The organism is Bowmanella denitrificans (genome assembly GCF_002887595.1).
In the GTDB taxonomy this organism is placed as follows: domain Bacteria; phylum Pseudomonadota; class Gammaproteobacteria; order Enterobacterales; family Alteromonadaceae; genus Bowmanella; species Bowmanella denitrificans.
Map to the genome: position 1 here is coordinate 148618 of NZ_PEBU01000006.1, position 20021 is coordinate 168638.

Below are 20021 nucleotides of genomic sequence, written 5' to 3' on the forward strand. Positions count from 1 at the left end.
TATGTTTAAAGGTGGAATGGGCAACTTAATGAAGCAGGCCCAGCAAATGCAGGAGCGCATGCAAAAGGCGCAGGACGATCTGGCCCGTATCGAAGTGACCGGCGAGGCCGGGGCAGGCATGGTGAAAGTTACGATGACCTGTAATCACAACGTACGTCGGGTGGATATTGATGAAAGCCTGATGGAAGATGACAAGGACATGATTGAGGATCTGGTTGCCGCGGCAATCAACGATGCGGTGCGCCGTGTACAGGAAACCAGCAAAGAGAAAATGGCCGGTGTGACTGGTGGTATGCCATTGCCGCCAGGGTTTAAAATGCCATTCTGATTGGCCTAATGCATGGGGTGGTGTTCACCGCCCCTTTTATTCCCCCTATATAATCGGCATGTGTTGTTATGAAATTCAGCCCGTTACTCAGTGAACTGATCCGCACCTTAAAGTACCTTCCCGGCGTTGGCCAGAAAACCGCACAGCGTATGGCGTTTCAATTGCTGGAGCGCAATCGTGAAGGTGCCAAAGAGTTGGCCGACGCATTGTACAATGCTATGGAGCATGTTCAGCATTGTCAGCAATGCCGCAATTTTACTGAGTCTGTCTTATGTGAAATCTGCGCCAGTCCTAAGCGTCAGGAAAAAGGTGTCCTGTGTATTGTTGAAAGCCCGCAGGATGTGATGGCCATAGAGCAAACCGCAGAGTTTCAGGGGCTGTACTATGTATTAATGGGGCATCTCTCGCCTATTGATGGGATTGGGCCTGCTGATATTGGTTTGGACAGTCTGGGGGAATTACTGGATAAGCACCAGATTCAGGAGGTCATACTGGCCACCAACCCCACGGTGGAAGGGGAAGCAACTGCCCACTATATTGCGCAAATGTGTCGAAGCCGCGAGATTAAAGCCAGCCGCATTGCCCACGGCGTCCCTGTGGGAGGCGAACTGGAGTATCTGGATGGCTCCACCCTGATGCATGCTTTCAGTGGTCGTCGGGAACTCTAACCGTAAGACTCTGTGTCCGCATGATTTGCAATAATTTTCGGCATTCGTCGTTGAATTCAGACAATCCGTCCCTATCTTCTAGTTCGACTTAATTGAAACCACGGCCCTTCTAAAGGGCCTGCAACGATCACAGAACCAGGAGATGTCCGTTTATGGCAGAAGCAGCCCATAAAGAAACCCATGGCTTTCAAACTGAAGTAAAAAAACTGCTTCAGTTGATGATCCACTCCCTTTATTCCAATAAAGAGATCTTTCTGCGCGAGCTGGTGTCAAACGCAGCTGATGCGGCTGACAAACTGCGCTTTCGTGCCCTGTCAGATGACAAGTTGTATGAAAATGACGGGGAACTTCGGGTTCGCCTGATTGTGGATAAAGAAGCCGGTACCCTGACCATTTCCGATAACGGCATTGGTATGAGCCGTGATGAAGTGATTGAGCATCTGGGCACTATTGCCAAGTCAGGCACCGCTGAGTTTTTCAGTAAGTTGTCTGGTGATCAGGCCAGAGATTCGCAACTGATTGGCCAATTTGGGGTTGGTTTCTATTCCGCCTTTATTGTTGCCGATAAAGTCACGGTACGCACCCGTGCTGCTGGTCAGGATGCATCTCGCGGTGTTGAATGGGAAAGCGCCGGGGAAGGTGACTTTACCGTGGCTGATATTGAAAAGGCCGGTCGTGGTACCGATGTGATTCTGCATCTGAAGGATGACGAAAAAGAATTCCTGGATGACTGGCGCCTGCGCTCCATTATTGGCAAATACTCTGACCATATTAGTGTCGCGGTGCAGATGTATAAAGAGGAAGTGCCCGAACAGGATGGTGCAGACGGTGAGAAAACCCCGGCCGTACCTGGGCATTGGGAAACCATCAATAAGGCGACAGCTTTATGGACTCGCGACAAATCCGAAGTCAGTGATGAGGAATATCAGGAGTTCTATAAGCATATTTCCCACGATTTTGGCGATCCTTTGCTGTGGTCGCACAACAAAGTAGAAGGTAAAACCGAGTATACCAGCCTGCTGTATGTGCCCACTAAAGCGCCATTTGATCTATGGAACCGTGAGCAGAAGCATGGTTTGAAACTTTACGTACAGCGCGTGTTTATCATGGACGATGCCGAGCAGTTTATGCCGGTCTACCTGCGTTTTGTTAAAGGCGTGCTGGATTCCAACGACCTGCCATTAAATGTGTCCAGGGAAATTCTGCAGGATAATAAGATTACCCAGGCGATGCGCCAGGGCTGTACCAAGAAAGTGTTGCAGATGCTGGAGCGCCTGGCATCCAACGATAAGGAAAAATACCAGAGCTTCTGGAATGAATTCGGCAATGTCCTGAAAGAAGGCCCGGCCGAAGATTACAGCAATAAGGAAAAAATAGCTGGCTTGCTACGCTTTACCTCCACCCATGAGGACAATGGAGCCCAGTCAGTGTCTCTGGATGAATATCTTGAGCGCATGAAGGAAGGTCAGGATAAGATCTACTACATCACCGCCGATAGCCACCAGGCAGCCAAGTCCAGCCCGCATTTGGAAATTTTCCGTAAGAAGGGTATTGAAGTTCTGTTGATGTCTGATCGTATCGATGAGTGGTTGATGTCGCATCTGAGCGAATACAAAGACAAGTCTTTCCAGTCCATCACCAAAGGCCAGTTGGATCTGGGTGAACTGGAAGATGAAGACAGCAAGAAAGCCCAGGAAGAAGCCGAGAAGCAGGTTGAAGGCCTGACCGAGCGGGTTAAGAACGTACTGGGTGAGCGGGTTAAAGAAGTAAAACTCAGTCACCGTCTGACCGACTCGCCTGCTTGTGTGGTGGCCGATGAATTCGGTATGAGCACACAAATGCTGAAGTTAATGCAGGCGGCTGGTCAGACCGTGCCGGAAATGACGTATCATTTTGAACTGAACCCTGAACATGGTCTGGTGAAAACCCTGGCAGACATGCAGGATGAAGTGAAGTTTGCGCAGTTGACCGAGGTCTTGTTTGACCAGGCTGCACTGACTGAACAGGGCAGCCTTAAGGATCCGGCCGCCTATGTGAATCGCCTCAACAAGCTGTTAATGGAACTGGTTAAGTAAGTTTTCAGCTAATCCAACAACAACGGGCCGGCAGGCCCGTTGTTGTTTGTTCAAAACCGCTAACACTATGGTCTGACAACGGCTAATTTCGGCGGTTTTCGGCTTGTATCGCCAGGGCTTAATGTGTAAAGTTCGTGGCTCATTCATCCAATTGTCACAGACCAGATAGAGGACCAGGTATGCGCATTATTTTGCTTGGCGCTCCCGGAGCAGGGAAGGGCACCCAAGCCCAGTTTTTGATGGGTAAATTCGGGATCCCGCAAATCTCCACCGGCGATATGCTAAGAGCCGCCATCAGTGCAGGTACTGAACTGGGATTGGCCGCCAAGAAAGTCATGGACGAAGGCAAACTGGTGTCCGATGAGATCATTATCGGTCTGGTCAAAGAGCGTATTGCTCAGCCAGATTGTCAGAACGGCTTTTTGCTGGACGGATTCCCCCGTACTATTCCTCAGGCAGATGCCATGAAGGAAAACGGGGTGGTGGTGGACCATGTTATCGAATTTGACGTGGCCGACGACATTATTGTTGAGCGTATGAGCGGACGCCGTGTACACCCCGCTTCTGGTCGTGTTTATCACGTGACCTATAATCCGCCCAAGGTAGAAGGTAAGGACGATGTCAGCGGTGAAGACCTGGTTATTCGGGCTGACGATCAGGAAGAGACTGTACGTAAGCGCCTCGGGGTTTACCATGAGCAGACTAAGCCTCTGGTAGATTACTATCGTAATGAAGCTCAGTCCGGTAACTGCGCTTATCACAAAGTTGACGGCACCAAAGCTGTGGATGCCGTAAGTCGCGAACTGGCAGAGCTATTAGCCTGAACGCGTTAAGATTTTAAAAAAGGAGCGTAAGCTCCTTTTTTTCTGTCTGTTTAGAACCCGTTAAGCCGTTGAGTAGTTGATTATGCAAGGTGTTTATATCAGTGGTAACCCACAAGGACCTGCGGTGGTGCTCTTGCATAGCTCCATGAGCAGTGCCAGGCAATGGCGTGAGCTGGCAGGCCAGCTCGAACAAGACTTCTATATACTGAATATTGATTTATTGGGCTATGGGCAGGCTCCAAAAGTCAGTCAAACCGGGGCGTTTAGTCTTGCCACTGAAAGCGAACGCATCCGGCAGCACTTGCATGAACTTGGTGTAACACGCTTTCACTTAGTCGGACATTCTTTTGGCGGTGCCATTGCGCTTAAACTGGCCTACGAACTGAAGCCGATGGTCATGTCTTTGGCAGTGTTTGAGCCAGTCGCCTTTCATTTGCTGGATAAGCAGCATCCTGGCTTTTTAGAAGTGCAGGCGCTGGGTAACGAAGTGAGCCAACTTAGTGCCGAGCAGGCTGCCGCCCGTTTTGTCAATTACTGGAACGGCAGTGGCTATTTTAGTGCGATGCCACAGCAGGTCCAGCAAGGGTTTATCAAGCAGGTGGAAAAGGTGCGGTTGGACTTTGTTGGCCTGATGGGTGAGCCGTATGGATTAAATGACTATGCGAAAATTTGCTGCCCCGTGCTGCTGTTAAGCGGACGCGATACCCGTGATTCTGCCAAAGCCGTGGCGCAAAGCTTGTGCAGCGCATTGCCCCATCTGACCTATCAGCAAGTCAGCGGCGGACATATGGCCCCTATCAGTCATAGCGCGGAAGTGAATACACATTTATTTGCATTTTTAGCCAGTCAGTTGCAATAGGTTTGCCGCATCGCTGATGGATAATTCTTTCAAAACGTCCATCCCTGCACAAAAAAGCGGCCACGCGGGCCGCTCATATCCAGGGAGAATGAAAGTTAGGCTTTGTTTTCCAACAGGCTGTTACCTATTTCAATCTTACGGGGCTTTTTCGCTTCAGGGATAACCCTTTCCAGCTCGATATGCAGCAAGCCGTTTTTCAGGTCAGCGCCCAGCACCTTGACGTGGTCGCCAAGCTGGAACTTGCGTTCAAAGTTACGTTCGGAAATGCCCTTGTGCAGGAAGTTTCGCTCTTCTTCCTTGCCCGGTTTATTACCCGTCACATGCAAGGTGTTTTCTACTACCTGGATTTCCAGTTCTGATTCCTCAAATCCTGCAACGGCCATGGTGATACGGTATTTGTCTTCGCCCAGCAATTCGATATTGTAAGGCGGATAAGATGGCTGTTTTTCGTTGCGGCTGGCAGCATCTATCAGAGATGCCAAGTGATCAAAACCGATGAAAGAACGATAAAGTGGAGACAGATCGATATTACGCATAGTCATATCCTCAATAAAGCAATATGGTTTAATGTTGCCCCGTTAATCGGCGGCGTGATTGTCAACCCGTTTGGCGTCGACAACTTCTATGTAGGGTCGTACAGTTTACTTTCAATGTTTTATCTTTAAAAATTTTGAAAAGCTCTGTAACTACAAGATATTAAAAGATTTTATTTTTATGGAAGGGAGGGCGAATGGCGATAAGCGCGGAACAAGTGAACGAATTCTGGTTTGGTCAAATAGTGAATGAGTTGGCCGAGCCGGGGCGGGAAAGCATCTGGTATGCCGGAGGCGAAGCCGTGGATAATCAGATCCGTCAGCGTTTTTCTCAGGCGCTGGAGATGGCGGCGCGGGATGAGCTTAACCACTGGCTGGAAATGCCGCGGGGAAGGCTGGCGATGATCCTGCTATTTGACCAGTTCAGTCGCAATATTTATCGCGGTCAGGCGCAGGCCTTTGCTTATGATGACAAGGCGCTATGCCTTTGCCGGCAAGGTATCGCTTTGGGACATGATGTCGCCTTGAGTCTGGTCGAGCGGCTGTTTTTTTACCATCCACTGGAGCATGCCGAAGATCTGAATTGTCAGCAGGACGTAGTGGATAAATTTACCGCCCTTGCTCAGCAATATCCACGGGGACAGCAGCATAGCATCGCCAAAAATGCGCTCAAATATGCCGTGGAGCACAGAGATATTATTGCCCGTTTTGGCCGTTTTCCTCATCGCAATGAGATTCTGGGCAGAAACAGTACTGAACAGGAAAAACACTATCTGTCGTCAGGCGGCAAGCGCTTTGGTCAGTAAGCGGGGCTGCGCTGTCGCAATTATTTACAACCGCAAAGATTGAGCTTCAGCCTGACTAAGGGTACATTGGCGCGCTTTCGTATTGGTTGAAAATGCTGTTTATGGATACCTTTGCCCATATCCGTCCTTATCAGGATAACGAAGTCCAGGTTGTATTGCAGCGCTTGCTGAAGGAGCCAGAGCTGCGTGACGCTCTGGTACGTTTTCGCTTTGCCAATTGTCCTAAATGGCTGCGTCGTCCATTGGCCTGGGGCCTGAGTTTCCACCTTAAGCGACGAGTGGCAGGCATCCGCACGGTACGCGACTTTCAGCGTCAGTTGGAGCCTTTTATTCAACATATGATTGAAACCAGCACCACAGGGTTGACGGTTAAGGGACTGGAGCAGTTAGATCTCAGCCAGCCTTGTTTGTTTATTTCCAATCACCGCGATATCGCTCTGGACCCGGCTTTTGTGAGCTGGGCCTTACACCTTAAGGGGCAGGATACCGTGCGCATTGCCATTGGCGATAACCTGCTGACTAAATCCTGGGTGTCTGATTTAATGCGCCTGAACAAAAGCTTTATTGTGAAACGTTCAGCCAGCAGCAAAAAAGAAAAGCTGCAGGTCAGTAAAGAGCTTTCTGCCTATATTCATCATTCCCTGGTAGCAGAAAATGCCCATATCTGGATAGCACAGCGGGAAGGGCGTGCCAAGGATGGAGTGGATAAGACCAATCCGGCGATTATATCCATGCTGATGCTGAATAAACCCAAAGAACAAGACTTTGCTGCTTATCTTGCACAGCTTCGCATTGTGCCTGTGGCCATTGGCTATGAGTATGATCCCTGCGATCTGGCCAAAGCCAATGAACTGCATCAGCAGGCCCTCACCGGTCAGTATGAAAAGCAGGACCATGAAGATGTAGCCAGCATCTCCCGCGGTATTACAGGCTATAAAGGCAAAGTCGTGTTGTGTTTTGGGCAGGTCATCCAAGGTGATGCCTTTGCGTCAGCCAGGCAGGTTGCCGACGAAATCGACAGGCAAATTCATACTCTTTACCCTGATATGATCACCACCCGACTGGCGGCTGAAAAATTGGGTATGCAGCCCTGTGCTATAGATAACGGGGTCAGTCGCAATACGCTGGAACAGGAACGGAATCGATTTGAACAGCGCCTGAATTCCGTGCCGGATGATGTTCGTCAGCGGGTGCTGGCAATGTACGCCGCGCCTCTTTTGCCAAGAAGTCCATCTTTACACGAATAGCTAGCGGGCCGGATCGATGGCGCCGCCTATACTGGTATTAACCCTGAACCAGCCTGCGATGCTGTAGCGGTCACGCTTTGCGGCTAACACCTCATGGGGAAAACGCTCGCTGAGAAACACCACCATCTGGCCAAACAACGGGGTGATTTTTAAGAAGGCCTCTTTACGGCGCTTCTCATACATGAGTAATTCGCCACCATCCTCACTGGTCCACCCCGGATTCAGATACAACACTGTACTGAGGATGCGGTTGGTGCGACCTTTAAAGGCATCAAGGTGCTTTTTATAGAAGTTTCCGGGCCCGTAATGCGCAAAGTGGCATTCGTAATCGAACAGCCCCATAAACAGTCGTCGATTCAATCCCAGCCGTAATTGCTCCATAGTCGCTAAAAAAGCCTGCTGGGCAGTACTTTGACCGTTTAGCCAGCGAATTTCATCGGTGCGTACAAATTGGTTTTGTTGTTGCTGCTGTTCCCGGCCAATGCCAGCCTGCTGAAACTGCTGGCTGTTGTATTCCGTCACCTCCAGCAATAAGGCCTCTGCGATGCCCATTGGCAGCAGATCAGGTATCACCATAAAGCCTTTGTCAGCCAGGTTATCGGCGAGGTTGTCCAGGCTATGTGGGCTGAGTTCAGACTGAGGTTGGGTTAGGGCGCTCAAGGAGGTCTCGACGCAAACAAAAACTGGCGCTTTTTACTCCGTTTTTGTGTTCTTGTCATCTATTTTTATGCGCCAAGAAAAAGAAAAGGCAGACCGGGGTCTGCCTAAAGCTACGGGCTACGGGCTACGGGCTACGGGCTACGGGCTACGAGCTACGAGTGATTATTTGCGAATGCCTTCCACATGCAGCTCAAGTTCTACTGTATCGGCCAGGTCGCCAAGTTTATGCTGAATACCAAATTCACGCATGCTGATGGTAGTGCTACCTTCAAAACCGACGCGGTAGCCGCCCCAGGGATCTTTGCCTTCGCCGACTTTCTCGACTTCAATCACCACGGGTTTGGTTACGCCGTGCAGGGTCAGCTCACCGTGAATATTCAGTTCGTTGTCATCGTCTTTTACCACTTTAGTGCTGACAAATTTAGCGGTGGGATACTGACCGACATCCAGAAAATCGCCACTGCGAATGTGCTTGTCACGCTCTGCATGGTTGGAATCAACGCTGGTGGTGTCAATATTCACTTGGATGCTGGAGGCTTCAGGTTTGTCAGCGTCATAGCTGAATTGACCATCAAACTTGTTGAAACGGCCAGTCAGCCAGGAAACGCCAATATGCTTGACCTTGAAATTGACAGAGGCGTGAGCGCCTTTCGTGTCAATGGTATAGTCAGCAGCCTGAGCCAGTGGTGCAGCGCCCATCAATGCCAGCAAACTGGCGGCAACTAAGTGTTTCTTCATATCTATAATCTCCTTATTTTCAAGGTTTAAGCATTCGGGTTAAGGTTTTGTCTTTGTCTATTACATGGTGCTTAACAGCAGCCACAGCATGCAGGGTGACAAGCCCGATCAATAGCCAGGCCAGCCACTCATGAATTTCACCGGCAATATCTTCCTGGTTGGTGATCCACTCACCAAAACCGGGGACGGCGAACCAGTTAAATACATCAATTGCACGTCCGTCGGCGGTGGAAATCAGATAGCCACTGGTAAAAATGGCCAGCAGCAGTACATACAGCACGCCATGAGTAAGGTGTGACAACCTTATCTCCCAGCTTTTGCCTATGGCGGCAGGCCTTTTATGGCTGACTCGCCAAAGCAGGCGGAATACGGTCAGCATGGCCAGTAATATGCCGATACTTTTGTGAATATGCGGAGCATCCCGATACCACTGGCTGTAGTAATCCAGGTCCACCATCCAGATACCTAAACCAAACAGGCCTAAAATGGCGATGGCGCTGCCCCAATGCAGCAGCACAGTTGTCCAACCCCAACGGGTTGCCGATTCTTGCATACTCTCTCCTTGCTACGAAGCAGCGAACAGTCCGGCTAGCTTATAGCTAATATATAAAAATTAATATGCCTGAATATCGAGAGATTATATCGAAAAAATCGAAGTGTTAAGCCGGGGGAAGTGTTGAATGAAGCCGGAGTTATTCCGGCTTCTGGTGCCTGTTTTGCAATACCTGAATCACGTCATGTAATGACAGGTTACTGGCTTGCAGTAAAACCAGCAGATGGTAGAGGAGATCAGCGCTTTCGTTTTTTAGCTCATCCAAATCCCCCACCGTAGCAGCCAGCGCCGTTTCAACCCCTTCTTCGCCTACCTTCTGGGCGATTCTCTTGATACCTTTGGCGTATAGGCTGGCAGTGTAGCTGCTGTCTGGCGCAGCTGTCTTACGGGCTGCTATCAACTGTTCCAACTCTGCGACAAAGGTCAGGCTGGCGGTGGCACCCTGATGCCAGCAACTAGGATCGCCGGTATGGCAGGTAGGGCCGTTAGGTAGGGCCAGCGCAATCAGGGCATCCTGATCGCAATCACAGCTCAATTCCACCAAATCCAGGGTATGACCGGAGCTTTCACCCTTGGTCCACAATCGTTGTTTGGAGCGGCTGAAAAAGGTCACGTGACCGGTATCCAGACTTTTTTGCAAGGCTGCACGGTCCATATAGCCCTGCATCTGAATTTTACCCGAGATGGCATGTTGCACTACGACCGGCAACATGCCTTCCATTTTGTCCCAGGCCAGAGTGTCAATATTGTCTTGGTTGATAATCATAATTGTCTCATTATTTTTTTAGCTACGAAGCCCGGCCCTCGCTACTAACTCCTCATAGGGATTTGTTGATCACGTAGATACTGTTTTAATGCGGGAATAGCGATAATGCCTTTGTGAAAAACCGAGGCGGCCAGCGCACCGTCCACATCTGCCTGTTCAAACACCGCCTTGAAGTGCTCCATGGTTCCCGCGCCGCCTGAGGCGATCAGCGGCACCTGGCAACTGGCACGAATCGCGGCTAACTGGGCAATGTCATAGCCCTGACGCACGCCGTCCTGATTCATGCAGTTGAGTACAATTTCACCGGCGCCGCGCTGCTGCACTTCCTTTACCCAGTCTGCAGTTTGCCAGCCGGTGGTCAGAGTACGTTTTTCATCACCGGTAAACTGCTTGACCTGGTAGGTATTGGAGGACTGATCAAAATAACTGTCGATACCAATAACCACGCATTGCTGGCCAAATTGGTCATGCAGCTTTGTGATAAGACTGGGATCGGCCAGCGCCGGAGAGTTGATGGAAACCTTATCGGCGCCCATTTCCAGTACCTTGCCAGCGTCTTCTACCGATTTAATCCCGCCAGCAACACAAAATGGGATGTTAATGACTTCGGCAATCCGGCTTACCCAGCTTTTGTCCACCACCCGTGCATCACTTGAGGCGGTGATATCGTAAAACACCAATTCGTCAGCGCCAGCTAATGCATACTGCTCAGCCAGCGGTACAATATCACCGACAATTTCATGGTTGCGAAACTGCACGCCTTTTACCACTTTACCGTCTTTTACATCCAGGCAGGGGATAATACGTCTGGCCAGCATCAGTTTTGCTCCCATAGTGCAATGGCTTCAGCCAGTTCAAATTTGCCTTCCAGCAGGGCGCGGCCCAGGATCACTGAGTCGACCTGGGTGCCTTTTAGTGCTTGAATATGTTCAAGATTGCCAATCCCACCCGATGCTTGCCAGATAATTTGCGGGAAGGCGGCTTTCATTTCCTGATACAAGGCCTGATTGGGGCCTTGCAGAGTGCCGTCGCAAGCAATATCGGTACAAAGTACGTGTTTGGCACCGGCCTCTAAAAAACCATCCAGCAAGGGGGCCAGCTCCACACCGCTGTCCTGTTGCCAGCCGTGCGTGGCAATGCACTTCTTGCCCTGGGCATCAATATTTATGTCCAGGGCCAACACTATGGCATCGCTACCGTATTCACGCAGCCAGCCCTTTACGAGCTCCGGCTGTTTGGCCGCCAGTGAGCCAATTACCACGCGCTCAATTCCGGTACTGAGCAAGTCCTTCACATCTTGTTCGCTGCGAATACCGCCGCCGGCCTGAAACTTCATTAGTTTGCTGTCAGCTAATTCGCGGATAAGGCCAAGTTGGCGTTTAGCCGGGTCTTTGGCGCCGGTCAGATCAACAATATGCAGCCAACTCGCGCCAGCGCTGGCATAGGCTTTAGCTACATCCAGTGGTTGCTGGGTGTAACGGGTTTTTTGTTGGTAATCGCCCTGATAAAGGCGTACCACTTCACCATCAATCAGATCTATCGCTGGAATTATCATGTTTTCTCTCGCTTTGTTCGGGCCAAAGCCCGATTGACCAAAGGCGTTGCCTGCGGTCGAGTCTGGATCAGCACTGGCTGATAAAATTGTGTAGCAATCGGCTGCCTGCCTCGCCGGAGCGCTCAGGGTGAAATTGCACACCCATAAAATTGCCCTGGCCAATACTGGCACTAAATGGCATGCCGTATTCGCAGCGTGCCAGGGTGTAATCACCTACCGACACGGCAAAACTGTGCACAAAGTAGAAATAGCTGCCATCCGCAATGCCTTCGAATAACGGGCTGTCTGGATTGGCTGTGATGGTATTCCAGCCCATATGAGGTAAACGCAGGTTGCCGACCTGCATGCGTTTAACCTCACTGGCAATCATGCCAAGGCAAGCCACATGACCCTCTTCAGACTGACGGGTCATGAGCTGCATGCCCAGGCAAATCCCCAGTGTTGGCTGGCTAAGCTCTCTGACCACAGTGATCAGTCCTTTGGTTTCAATTTTTTGCATAGCGGCAGGAGCCGAGCCAACGCCGGGCAGAATAACTTTGTCAGCACTTTTGATAACCTCGGGGTCATCGGAGACCGTCACCGGACACCCCAGGCGCTCAACTGCAAAGCGTACCGAGGCTATATTGGCGCAGCCGGTATCTACAATCACCAGTTTCACTAGAGCGCCCCCTTGCTGCTCGGCAGTACATCACCTTGTTTGGTGATGGCCTGACGCAAGGCCCGGCCGAATACCTTAAACAGACTTTCTACCTGATGGTGGGCATTGCCTTCGGTGGTGGAAAGGTGCAGAGAGACCCCCATAGAGTCTGCCAAGGAGCGGAAAAAGTGCGATACCATCTGTGTCGACATTTCACCAACCCGTTCCTGGCTAAACTCAGCATCGAACTTTAAATAAGGGCGGGCCGAAATATCTAACACACACTCGGCGCGGCATTCATCCATCGGCAGGGCAAAGCCAAAGCGACCTATACCGCGTTTATCACCTAATGCTTTACGCAGCGCATCACCCAGGGCTAAGGCGGTGTCTTCCACTGAGTGGTGGTCGTCAATGTGCAGATCGCCCTTTACCTCAACCTGCATGTTAAAGCCGCCGTGGGTGGCAATTTGATCCAGCATATGGTCAAAAAAGCCAAGGCCAGTGCTAATTTGCGATTTGGCCTGATTGTCCAGGTCGACCTTGATACGGATATGGGTTTCCGAGGTGGTACGAATAACCTCGGCGATGCGGCCCTGACCTTTTAATTCTTTCTCAATGGCCAGCCAGTTGTTGTCCTGCCTGTCATAGCGAATACCGACAATTCCCATATTGTCGGCCAACTGAATATCGGTGGGGCGGTCACCAATCACATAGGAACGGGTAAATTCGATTTTGCCTTGTTGCAAATAGTCTTTAACCAGCCCGAGCTTGGGTTTGCGGCAACTGCAATTGTCTGCATCAAAGTGCGGGCAAATTAACACGTCGTCAAAGGTCACTCCCTGACTGGCGAACACTTCCATCATTTTATTGTGCGGCGCATCAAAGTCCGCCTGCGGGAAACTATCGGTGCCAAGGCCGTCCTGGTTACTGACGATCACCAGCTTAAATCCTGCTTGCTGCAGACGGGTTAACACTGGAATCACCATAGGTTCAAAGACCAGTTTATCCAGACTGTCTAACTGTTTATCAATGGCCGGTTCTTCTACCAGCGTACCGTCGCGGTCGATAAATAAAATAGCGTGCTGGCTCATCTGGCCTTCTCCTCAAAAAAGCGTTGCATGGCGGCCACGAGCCGCTGATTTTGTTCTTCTGTGCCGATACTGATACGCAGGCAGTTTTCCAACCCTGGTTGCTTGGACTGATCGCGGATCAAAATACCCTGAGCGACCAGATCATCCATCAGCCCTTGTTTATATTGGCTGCGCAGTAAAATAAAGTTGGCCTGGCAGTCGCCAACCTGGACAAAGTCGCCCAGAGTTTGCAACTGATCTTGCAGCCGTTGTCTTAGCACATTCAGGACTTCGACTTTCTCCCGCATCCATGCCAGCCCTTGTGGTGACAGAGCCTGGGCGGCAATCTGGGCGACAGGCTCAGCCAAAGGATAGGGCGCGATGGCTTTGAGTAGCACCTGAATAATCGCAGGGGAGGCTAGGGTGAAGCCGCAGCGAATGCCCGCCAGACCAAAGGCCTTGGATAAGGTGCGCAGTACCACCAGATTCGGGTAATTGGCTAACTGCCCAGCCCAGCCCTGGCCTTGCGCGAACTCAATGTAGGCTTCGTCTACCGCGACCAGGGCAGAACCTGCAAAAAGCGCCAGTGCCTGCTCGATTTGTTCAGGCGCCACCTGCGTACCGGTAGGGTTATTCGGCGAACAGATAAATACTATTTTGACCTTACCGACAAATTCGGCCATGGCATCAAGGTTGAGGCTGAAATCCGCATTAAGCGGGGCTTTATTTACCTTAACGTTAAAGGTCTCGGCGCTGATGGCGTACATGCCATAAGTGGGAGGACAGATAAGAATGCTGTCCTGCCCGGCATCACAGAACGCCCGAATTAATAGTTCGATACCTTCATCGGCGCCGCGACTGACCAGTACCTGCTCGGGTGTGACACCAGCGTAAGCGGCATAGGCCTGTATAACGGCTTTAGGCTGGCAGTCCGGATAGCGGTTAAGTTTGTGACTGTCCAGGCTATACTCGCCGACAAAAGGCGATTCATTGGCATTTAACCAGTCTTGCCCACCTGAGAATAAGCGTCGCGCCGACTCATAAGGCTTAAGATCTCTAAGGTGTTTCGCTTGTAAAGCGTCAATCAGGCCATCTGTCATTTTAAAGCATCCAATCTAAGGGCTACGGCTTGTTTGTGTGCGTCCAGACCTTCGGCGTCAGCCAGGCACATAATGGCTGGGCCAATCTGCTTTAGGCCTTCCTGGCTTAGTTCCTGAACGGTATAGCGGCGCAGAAAATCCAGCAGGCCCAAGCTTGAGGTATTTCTGGCATAACCATAAGTCGGCAGCACATGGTTAGTGCCGCTGGCATAGTCGCCAGCCGACTCTGGCGACCAGGGGCCAACAAAAATGGAGCCGGCATTGGTGAGTTTGTCCAGCCAACGGCGAGGATTCTCCATCTGCAGAATTAAATGCTCTGGGCCGTATTGATTTGATACTTCAACGGCCTCGGCCATATTCCGGGTCAGGATGTAGCGGCCGTGCTGCATGCTTTGACGGGCAATCTCGGCCCGTCCTAAGCGGCTAAGTTGCTGCTCAACGGCTTGCTTTACTGCGCTGATTAGCGGTTCTGAATCACTGACTAGTACCGCTTGTGAGTCAATCCCGTGTTCAGCCTGAGAGAGCAGGTCAGAGGCAACAAAAGCCGGATTGGCGAACTCGTCGGCGATAACCAGTACTTCAGAAGGACCTGCAGGCATATCGATGGCAGGGCCGCCTGGAATTCGACTGACCTGCTGTTTTGCCTCGGTGACATAGCTGTTGCCCGGGCCAAAGATCTTATCTACTTTGGCAATGCTTGGCGTCCCAAGGGCCATAGCGGCAATGGCCTGGGCACCGCCGCACAGATAAATTTCGTCTATTTCGCACAGGGTTGCAGCATAAAGTATTTCAGCGGCCAGTGAGCCTTGCTTGTTCGGCGGGCTGCACAGCACTTTACGCGGGCAACCTGCTACCTTGGCAGTCACGCCAAGCATCAATACTGTGGAGGGCAGGGGCGCCGTACCGCCAGGAATGTAAAGGCCTACTGCAGCGATGGCTTGGTGTTTAAGCTCGCAGATGACGCCGGGGCTGGTTTGTACCCTGACATCCTGAGGGCGCTGCGCTGCATGGAACTTACGTATGTTCTGATAAGCAAGTTCAATAGCAGCTTTACGTTCATTGCTGAGTGTGGCGATGGCCTGCTCAATAGTGGCCTTGGATAAACGTAGCTCGGTGAGTTCTACCCCATCAAAGCGTTTGGCCAGGCTGAATAATGCCTCATCGGCCTCATTGGCAACCTGTTTGATAATATCCGCCACCGCCTGGCTGAGGCGTTGATTATCGGCCAGTGCCGGGCGGGATAATAACTGTGCTTGTTGCTGCAGGGTTAATTGATTCCAGTCTTGCATGCTTAACCCAACATTTTTTCGATGGGCAGCACCAGAATACTGCTGCAACCCAGGGCCTTGAGTTTTTCCATGGTTTCCCAAAACAGGGTTTCGGTGCTGACTACGTGCACGGCGACACTGGTTTCATTACCAGCCAGTGGTAGCAGCGTAGGGTTTTCTGCACCGGGTAGCAGCTGTTTTACCTGCTCAATTTTATCTTTAGGCGCATGCAGCATAATGTATTTACTCTCCCGCGCCTGCATCACGCCATTGATACGGGTCAGCAATTTGTCGATAAGTTGCTGCTTACTGGCGGGCATATCGCCGCCGCGCTGAATCAGCACGGCCTTGGATCGGAAAATGACGTCCTTTTCTACCAGACCGTTAGCTTCCAATGTGGCACCGGTACTGACCAGGTCGCAGATGGCATCGGCCAGTCCGGCACGCGGGGCGACCTCAACCGAACCATTTAACATCACAGCGTTGGCATCCACATTCTGTTCGCGGAAGAAACGCTCAAGCAAAAAGGGGTAGGTGGTGGCGACTTTCTTTCCTTGTAGCGATTGTACGTTCTGGTAATCCATTTCGTTGGGCACTGCCAGAGACAAGCGGCAACCACCGAACTCCAGCCTTTCCAGGGTCTTATACTGAAACTGCTTACCCTGGGCCTGTCGCTCAAGCATTTTCTCTTCCAGCTCATTTTCACCGATAAAGCCCAGATCGACGACGCCATCCATTACCAGGCCCGGAATATCATCGTCACGCACACGCAACAGATCGATCGGCAGGTTGGTGGCATGGGCAATAAGCAAACGGTCGCGAATAGAAAGTTTTACGCCAATCGCTTTTAGCAGTTCCATACTGCCTTCGCAGAGGCGGCCGGACTTTTGTACGGCAATTCTGAGTCTGTTGCGGTCTGTCATGATTCCTACCTTAATTTTTCACGCGCCCTAAAACGAAAAACCCCCGGAAGTTTCCTTCCGGGGGTATCTAAATCTGGTTCGAGATGCCGCTGGAAGGTAACAATAACCTTCCAGCACGAACCTGAAAGGTTATGCTGTATGGTGATGGTGGTGAACGGCTTTCAGGCTTTGCTTAATCATTTCGTTTGTTAGTCTAATCTCTGTGCGGCTATTAACTTACTGCAAGGCCGGGGCAAAACGCAAGAGTAAATTTTTGAAATATTTAGAGCGTGTTGATCTTTTGAGTATAGATTTTGTTCAAATTCAGCTCCCTTCTGGTCACGACGCCGGGCTGCAGGCCTAGTGGGCCTAAGTCAAAGTCCGGCAACACCGGGCAGGAGGGCTGGGTTGAACCCTTCGGGCCGCGCTTGTGGGCCCTTTCTACGGCGTTATCACTCACTCGTGTAGAATCACTACACCACGTTCGCTCTGCCTTGTATAAAGGGCCCACAAACTGCTGCAAAATCATACTCAAAAGGTCAGCACGCTCTATTTTTAGCTAAAGCAAAATAGCAAAAGGGCTTTATACGGAATGAATGCGCGGAGAGATTGTCCAAGATTAAAGTTGGTTGAAATTTGTACGATATAATATCGAACTGATTAAGCCAGTTAATTTTCGTTGATAGCTGTAGTGAATGGCATACAACAAGGGATCTTGTCTATGGTGAGTGATTTATTGTTTCCCATTTTGCCCAAACAGGGGAAGGTAAACCCCGTTCAGGATGAACAACGTATTGAACAGGTAAGCAAAGAGGCCAAGTTGCGTTCTTTGGAGGAAGATGAGAAGAATTTAACCGCCGAAGAACGTCAGCAAAGGGAAAAGCAGGAACAAAAGCGTAAAAAGAAAAAGGCCGCAAAAGCGACCTCAGACAAACCTGTAGAAGGTGAAAATCGCGCGGCACCTGGTCATTTGGATATTTATATTTGACTCAGCTTGTGGCGCATTAAAAACCTCTGAACCTTGCCAGTCTGGCTACCAGGGTGATGACCAGCAGCGCGGTATAAACAGCAAAAATAATGATCATCCATTGTGGCATGCTCATATCCAGAAATGACCAGTCTATATTACCGCAGTCGCCGGTTGCGGCAAATACTTGTGGGATCCATTCGTGCAAAGGTAGCCAGCTTGGGAAGTTGGGTACAATTTCACACACCGTAAAAAATGGATTGGCAGCAGTTTGAATGTCTACATGTTCCACTGCAATCAACAGTCCCCAAACAGCAGAAACCGCCCATAAGGCATAGGCTAGCATGCGGCCTACCGGGTAATTGTGCAGCAACATGCCTGCCATACCGGCTAACATCAGGCCGAACACTGCGTTACGCTGGTAAATACACATAATACAAGGCTCAAGGCCCATACCGTATTGGAAGTATAAGGCGGTGGCCTCAAGCAGCACAGAGGAAATAAATAACAAGGCCCAGGGCCAGCGTTTGGTGGGCCATTCGGCCATCCGGGAAAACAATTGCATTAGCATCTCGTATTACAACAGGCGCCTCGAAAGAGGCGCCATTTAAATTAATCGTGCGGTACTTCGGTAGGACTATGATGACTAATCCATTCCATATGGTATAGCCAATCGGTCATTTCCAGCAGGCCGAAGTAAGTGGCGGCCAGACCAATCAAGGTCAGCACAACGGTATAAGGCAAGGCCATATACACCATTCGACCGTATGAAAGTCGTAGTAATGGCGCAAGAGCTGACGTTAACAGAAACAGGAACGCTGCTTGTCCGTTAGGCGTTGCCACACTGGGCAAATTGGTGCCGGTATTAATGGCTACCGCCAGCATATCAAACTGGTCTCGGGTAATATGACCATGTTTCAGCGCAGCACTTACCTCAGTAATATACACAGAACCCACAAACACATTATCGCTGACCATGGATAGCAAACCATTGGCTAAATAAAACATCACCAACTGGGTTTTTCCTTCAAAGGTTAGCACCCATTCGATTACCGGCGTAAACAGCCCTTGATCGATAATGACCGCCACAACAGCAAAAAACACACACAAAAGTGAAGTAAAAGGCAGCGCCTCTTCAAATGCCTTACCTATCTGGTGCTCGTCCACCACGCCGCAAAACGCGGTGGCCAGGACGATAACTGACAGGCCAATGAGTCCAACAGCCGACAAATGGAAAGCCAGGCCAACCACCAACCAAACGGCAATCAGAGACTGGATGTACAGCTTAGCTGTGTCTTTCTTGGTGCGTTGCTGATCTACATAATGGCTATAGTCTGACAATATCGTTCGTACTGTATCCGGCAACTGTGCACCGTAGCTAAACAGCTTGAACTTTTCCAGGAACACCGTGGTAAGCAAGCCGCCAATCAGTACCGGCAGAGTAATTGGGCTCATACGCATCAGAAACTCGACAAAGTTCCATCCGGCCTTATCGGCAATAATCAGGTTTTGCGGTTCACCTACCATGGTGGTTACCCCCCCCAGGGCTGTACCAATGGCAGCATGCATCATCAGGTTACGCAGGAAACTGCGAAAGCCTTCCAGGTCTTCACGGCTGGGCACCGGCATACTCTCATCAGCAGTATGGTCGTGCTCATGATGGTAATCTTTACCGGAAGCCACTTTGTGGTAAATGGAATAGAAACCTGTCGCCACACTGATAATCACCGCAATTACGGTTAAGGCATCCAGGAAGGCGGACAGCAAAGCGGATGACAAAGTAAAAGCCAGAGCCAGTGCTACTTTACTGCGCAACCGGATAAGTAGCTTGGTGAACAGAAACAGCAGCAGGTCTTTCATAAAGTAGATACCCGCCACCATAAAAATCAGCAGCAGCAACACCTCGATATTTACCACCACCTCATGCTTGATATGCTCTGGGCTGGTCATTCCGATAAATACCGCTTCGATGACCAACAAGCCTCCGGGTTGCAAGGGGTAGCACTTAAGCGCCATGGCCAGGGTGAAGATAAACTCCAGTACCAGCGCCCACCCAGCCATGTAAGGGCTGAGCTGAAACAGCAATGGGTTGATAATTAAAAATGCGATGATGGTTTTTTTATACCAGTCAGGCGCATTACCGAGAAAATTTCTGAACAGTGCGTCGACCATGGATTGTTGCATGCTAAGTGGTCCTTTCGGTGTAGTGGGGTGGATCACCATCGGCCAGCCAGTCGGAGCGCTTTGCCTGCGTCCTGCTCCACAGTTGTTAGTAGGCCGCTGGGTTCTCGATGAGGAAACCGACTACTGTTGTTTTAATGAGAAGTGCCGAAAAAAGCAAGCCAATTCTGATGTTTACCCCTTCTGAGTGCAGGATAATCTGTCATATTCAGTATGGCGAAAGAGGTGAATTGGCGCCACCATGGCCTCTGCAGTAATTTGGTTTAATTAGCATACACATCTGG

Annotated in this window: 22 protein-coding genes and 1 other annotated feature; of the genes, 8 read left to right on the top strand and 14 right to left on the bottom strand. The window is 50.5% G+C overall.

Features of this window, described 5'->3' with window-relative positions:
- Position 1: 1 nt before the first annotated feature.
- The 5 genes from CSR04_RS12665 to CSR04_RS12685 all read left to right on the top strand — a co-directional run bounded on the left by CSR04_RS12665 (position 2) and on the right by CSR04_RS12685 (position 4754).
- A complete protein-coding gene (locus CSR04_RS12665) occupies positions 2-328 on the top strand; it encodes a YbaB/EbfC family nucleoid-associated protein (RefSeq protein WP_102796670.1) in 327 nt (108 codons plus the stop codon).
- Positions 329-396: 68 nt separating this feature from the next.
- Positions 397-996, top strand: a complete 600-nt coding sequence (gene recR, locus CSR04_RS12670) for a recombination mediator RecR (protein WP_102796671.1) — start codon at positions 397-399, stop codon at positions 994-996.
- Positions 997-1148: 152 nt separating this feature from the next.
- Positions 1149-3071 carry a molecular chaperone HtpG gene (htpG, locus tag CSR04_RS12675; protein WP_102796672.1) on the top strand — a complete coding sequence of 641 codons (1923 nt, stop codon included), beginning with the start codon at positions 1149-1151 and terminating at the stop codon, positions 3069-3071.
- 179 nt (positions 3072-3250) lie between these two features.
- On the top strand, positions 3251-3895 hold the full coding sequence (adk, locus tag CSR04_RS12680) for an adenylate kinase (protein WP_102796673.1): 645 nt from the start codon (positions 3251-3253) through the stop codon (positions 3893-3895).
- Between the two features lie 82 nt (positions 3896-3977).
- Positions 3978-4754, top strand: a complete 777-nt coding sequence (locus CSR04_RS12685; RefSeq protein WP_102796674.1) for an alpha/beta fold hydrolase — start codon at positions 3978-3980, stop codon at positions 4752-4754.
- Between the two features lie 95 nt (positions 4755-4849).
- On the opposite strand, the gene CSR04_RS12690 is transcribed toward CSR04_RS12685, so the two are convergent.
- Positions 4850-5290 carry an Hsp20 family protein gene (locus CSR04_RS12690; RefSeq protein WP_102796675.1) on the bottom strand — a complete coding sequence of 147 codons (441 nt, stop codon included), beginning with the start codon at positions 5288-5290 and terminating at the stop codon, positions 4850-4852.
- A gap of 194 nt (positions 5291-5484) precedes the next feature.
- On the opposite strand from CSR04_RS12690, the gene CSR04_RS12695 reads away from it, so the two are divergent.
- Complete coding sequence (locus CSR04_RS12695) at positions 5485-6093, top strand: DUF924 family protein (RefSeq protein WP_102796676.1); 609 nt, start codon at positions 5485-5487, stop codon at positions 6091-6093.
- A gap of 92 nt (positions 6094-6185) precedes the next feature.
- Positions 6186-7340, top strand: coding sequence for a 1-acyl-sn-glycerol-3-phosphate acyltransferase (locus CSR04_RS12700; RefSeq protein ID WP_245921595.1), 1155 nt, complete (start codon positions 6186-6188; stop codon positions 7338-7340).
- On the opposite strand, the gene CSR04_RS12705 is transcribed toward CSR04_RS12700, so the two are convergent.
- The 11 genes from CSR04_RS12705 to hisG form a co-directional block, all read right to left on the bottom strand.
- Positions 7341-7916: a 2OG-Fe(II) oxygenase gene (locus tag CSR04_RS12705; RefSeq protein WP_102796822.1), complete on the bottom strand. Its 576-nt coding sequence runs from the start codon at positions 7914-7916 to the stop codon at positions 7341-7343.
- Between the two features lie 246 nt (positions 7917-8162).
- Complete coding sequence (locus CSR04_RS12710; RefSeq protein WP_102796677.1) at positions 8163-8738, bottom strand: YceI family protein; 576 nt, start codon at positions 8736-8738, stop codon at positions 8163-8165.
- Positions 8739-8757: 19 nt separating this feature from the next.
- Complete coding sequence (locus CSR04_RS12715; RefSeq protein WP_102796678.1) at positions 8758-9291, bottom strand: cytochrome b; 534 nt, start codon at positions 9289-9291, stop codon at positions 8758-8760.
- A 139-nt stretch (positions 9292-9430) separates the two neighbouring features.
- Positions 9431-10057 (bottom strand): bifunctional phosphoribosyl-AMP cyclohydrolase/phosphoribosyl-ATP diphosphatase HisIE, encoded by a 627-nt coding sequence (gene hisIE, locus CSR04_RS12720; protein ID WP_102796679.1) that lies wholly within the window; start codon positions 10055-10057, stop codon positions 9431-9433.
- A gap of 44 nt (positions 10058-10101) precedes the next feature.
- On the bottom strand, positions 10102-10875 hold the full coding sequence (gene hisF, locus CSR04_RS12725) for an imidazole glycerol phosphate synthase subunit HisF (protein ID WP_102796823.1): 774 nt from the start codon (positions 10873-10875) through the stop codon (positions 10102-10104).
- Complete coding sequence (gene hisA / locus CSR04_RS12730; RefSeq protein WP_102796680.1) at positions 10875-11612, bottom strand: 1-(5-phosphoribosyl)-5-[(5-phosphoribosylamino)methylideneamino]imidazole-4-carboxamide isomerase; 738 nt, start codon at positions 11610-11612, stop codon at positions 10875-10877. Before hisA ends, hisF begins: the two co-directional genes overlap by 1 nt.
- A gap of 67 nt (positions 11613-11679) precedes the next feature.
- The gene (gene hisH, locus CSR04_RS12735; RefSeq protein WP_102796681.1) at positions 11680-12270 is read right to left on the bottom strand and encodes an imidazole glycerol phosphate synthase subunit HisH; all 591 of its coding nucleotides are present in this window, start codon (positions 12268-12270) and stop codon (positions 11680-11682) included.
- Positions 12270-13340, bottom strand: a complete 1071-nt coding sequence (gene hisB / locus CSR04_RS12740; protein WP_102796682.1) for a bifunctional histidinol-phosphatase/imidazoleglycerol-phosphate dehydratase HisB — start codon at positions 13338-13340, stop codon at positions 12270-12272. The genes hisH and hisB overlap by 1 nt, the downstream gene beginning before the upstream one ends.
- Entirely contained in the window at positions 13337-14419 is a 1083-nt protein-coding gene (hisC, locus tag CSR04_RS12745) for a histidinol-phosphate transaminase (protein ID WP_102796683.1), read from the bottom strand. The genes hisB and hisC overlap by 4 nt, the downstream gene beginning before the upstream one ends.
- A complete protein-coding gene (hisD, locus tag CSR04_RS12750; protein WP_102796684.1) occupies positions 14416-15708 on the bottom strand; it encodes a histidinol dehydrogenase in 1293 nt (430 codons plus the stop codon). Before hisD ends, hisC begins: the two co-directional genes overlap by 4 nt.
- Before the next feature lie 2 nt (positions 15709-15710).
- The gene (gene hisG, locus CSR04_RS12755) at positions 15711-16610 is read right to left on the bottom strand and encodes an ATP phosphoribosyltransferase (RefSeq protein ID WP_102796685.1); all 900 of its coding nucleotides are present in this window, start codon (positions 16608-16610) and stop codon (positions 15711-15713) included.
- A 31-nt stretch (positions 16611-16641) separates the two neighbouring features.
- Positions 16642-16764, bottom strand: a sequence feature (His leader region).
- 546 nt (positions 16765-17310) lie between these two features.
- Here hisG and CSR04_RS12760 point away from each other — a divergent pair.
- A complete protein-coding gene (locus CSR04_RS12760) occupies positions 17311-17577 on the top strand; it encodes a hypothetical protein (protein WP_102796686.1) in 267 nt (88 codons plus the stop codon).
- Between the two features lie 16 nt (positions 17578-17593).
- Here CSR04_RS12760 and dsbB read toward each other — a convergent pair whose 3' ends face one another.
- Positions 17594-18121, bottom strand: a complete 528-nt coding sequence (dsbB, locus tag CSR04_RS12765; protein ID WP_102796824.1) for a disulfide bond formation protein DsbB — start codon at positions 18119-18121, stop codon at positions 17594-17596.
- Positions 18122-18168: 47 nt separating this feature from the next.
- Entirely contained in the window at positions 18169-19740 is a 1572-nt protein-coding gene (nhaB, locus tag CSR04_RS12770) for a sodium/proton antiporter NhaB (protein WP_102796687.1), read from the bottom strand.
- Positions 19741-20021 lie beyond the last annotated feature (281 nt).

What these genes read in the sequence shown, in the direction of transcription:
- CSR04_RS12665 (WP_102796670.1), top strand. Translation starts at nt 2, where the DNA reads ATGTTTAAAGGTGGAATGGGCAACTTAATGAAGCAGGCCCAGCAAATG.
- recR (WP_102796671.1), top strand. Translation starts at nt 397, where the DNA reads ATGAAATTCAGCCCGTTACTCAGTGAACTGATCCGCACCTTAAAGTAC.
- htpG (WP_102796672.1), top strand. Translation starts at nt 1,149, where the DNA reads ATGGCAGAAGCAGCCCATAAAGAAACCCATGGCTTTCAAACTGAAGTA.
- adk (WP_102796673.1), top strand. Translation starts at nt 3,251, where the DNA reads ATGCGCATTATTTTGCTTGGCGCTCCCGGAGCAGGGAAGGGCACCCAA.
- CSR04_RS12685 (WP_102796674.1), top strand. Translation starts at nt 3,978, where the DNA reads ATGCAAGGTGTTTATATCAGTGGTAACCCACAAGGACCTGCGGTGGTG.
- CSR04_RS12690 (WP_102796675.1), bottom strand. Translation starts at nt 5,290, where the DNA reads ATGCGTAATATCGATCTGTCTCCACTTTATCGTTCTTTCATCGGTTTT.
- CSR04_RS12695 (WP_102796676.1), top strand. Translation starts at nt 5,485, where the DNA reads ATGGCGATAAGCGCGGAACAAGTGAACGAATTCTGGTTTGGTCAAATA.
- CSR04_RS12700 (WP_245921595.1), top strand. Translation starts at nt 6,186, where the DNA reads ATGCTGTTTATGGATACCTTTGCCCATATCCGTCCTTATCAGGATAAC.
- CSR04_RS12705 (WP_102796822.1), bottom strand. Translation starts at nt 7,916, where the DNA reads ATGGTGATACCTGATCTGCTGCCAATGGGCATCGCAGAGGCCTTATTG.
- CSR04_RS12710 (WP_102796677.1), bottom strand. Translation starts at nt 8,738, where the DNA reads ATGAAGAAACACTTAGTTGCCGCCAGTTTGCTGGCATTGATGGGCGCT.
- CSR04_RS12715 (WP_102796678.1), bottom strand. Translation starts at nt 9,291, where the DNA reads ATGCAAGAATCGGCAACCCGTTGGGGTTGGACAACTGTGCTGCTGCAT.
- hisIE (WP_102796679.1), bottom strand. Translation starts at nt 10,057, where the DNA reads ATGATTATCAACCAAGACAATATTGACACTCTGGCCTGGGACAAAATG.
- hisF (WP_102796823.1), bottom strand. Translation starts at nt 10,875, where the DNA reads ATGCTGGCCAGACGTATTATCCCCTGCCTGGATGTAAAAGACGGTAAA.
- hisA (WP_102796680.1), bottom strand. Translation starts at nt 11,612, where the DNA reads ATGATAATTCCAGCGATAGATCTGATTGATGGTGAAGTGGTACGCCTT.
- hisB (WP_102796682.1), bottom strand. Translation starts at nt 13,340, where the DNA reads ATGAGCCAGCACGCTATTTTATTTATCGACCGCGACGGTACGCTGGTA.
- hisC (WP_102796683.1), bottom strand. Translation starts at nt 14,419, where the DNA reads ATGACAGATGGCCTGATTGACGCTTTACAAGCGAAACACCTTAGAGAT.
- hisD (WP_102796684.1), bottom strand. Translation starts at nt 15,708, where the DNA reads ATGCAAGACTGGAATCAATTAACCCTGCAGCAACAAGCACAGTTATTA.
- hisG (WP_102796685.1), bottom strand. Translation starts at nt 16,610, where the DNA reads ATGACAGACCGCAACAGACTCAGAATTGCCGTACAAAAGTCCGGCCGC.
- CSR04_RS12760 (WP_102796686.1), top strand. Translation starts at nt 17,311, where the DNA reads ATGGTGAGTGATTTATTGTTTCCCATTTTGCCCAAACAGGGGAAGGTA.
- dsbB (WP_102796824.1), bottom strand. Translation starts at nt 18,121, where the DNA reads ATGCAATTGTTTTCCCGGATGGCCGAATGGCCCACCAAACGCTGGCCC.
- nhaB (WP_102796687.1), bottom strand. Translation starts at nt 19,740, where the DNA reads ATGCAACAATCCATGGTCGACGCACTGTTCAGAAATTTTCTCGGTAAT.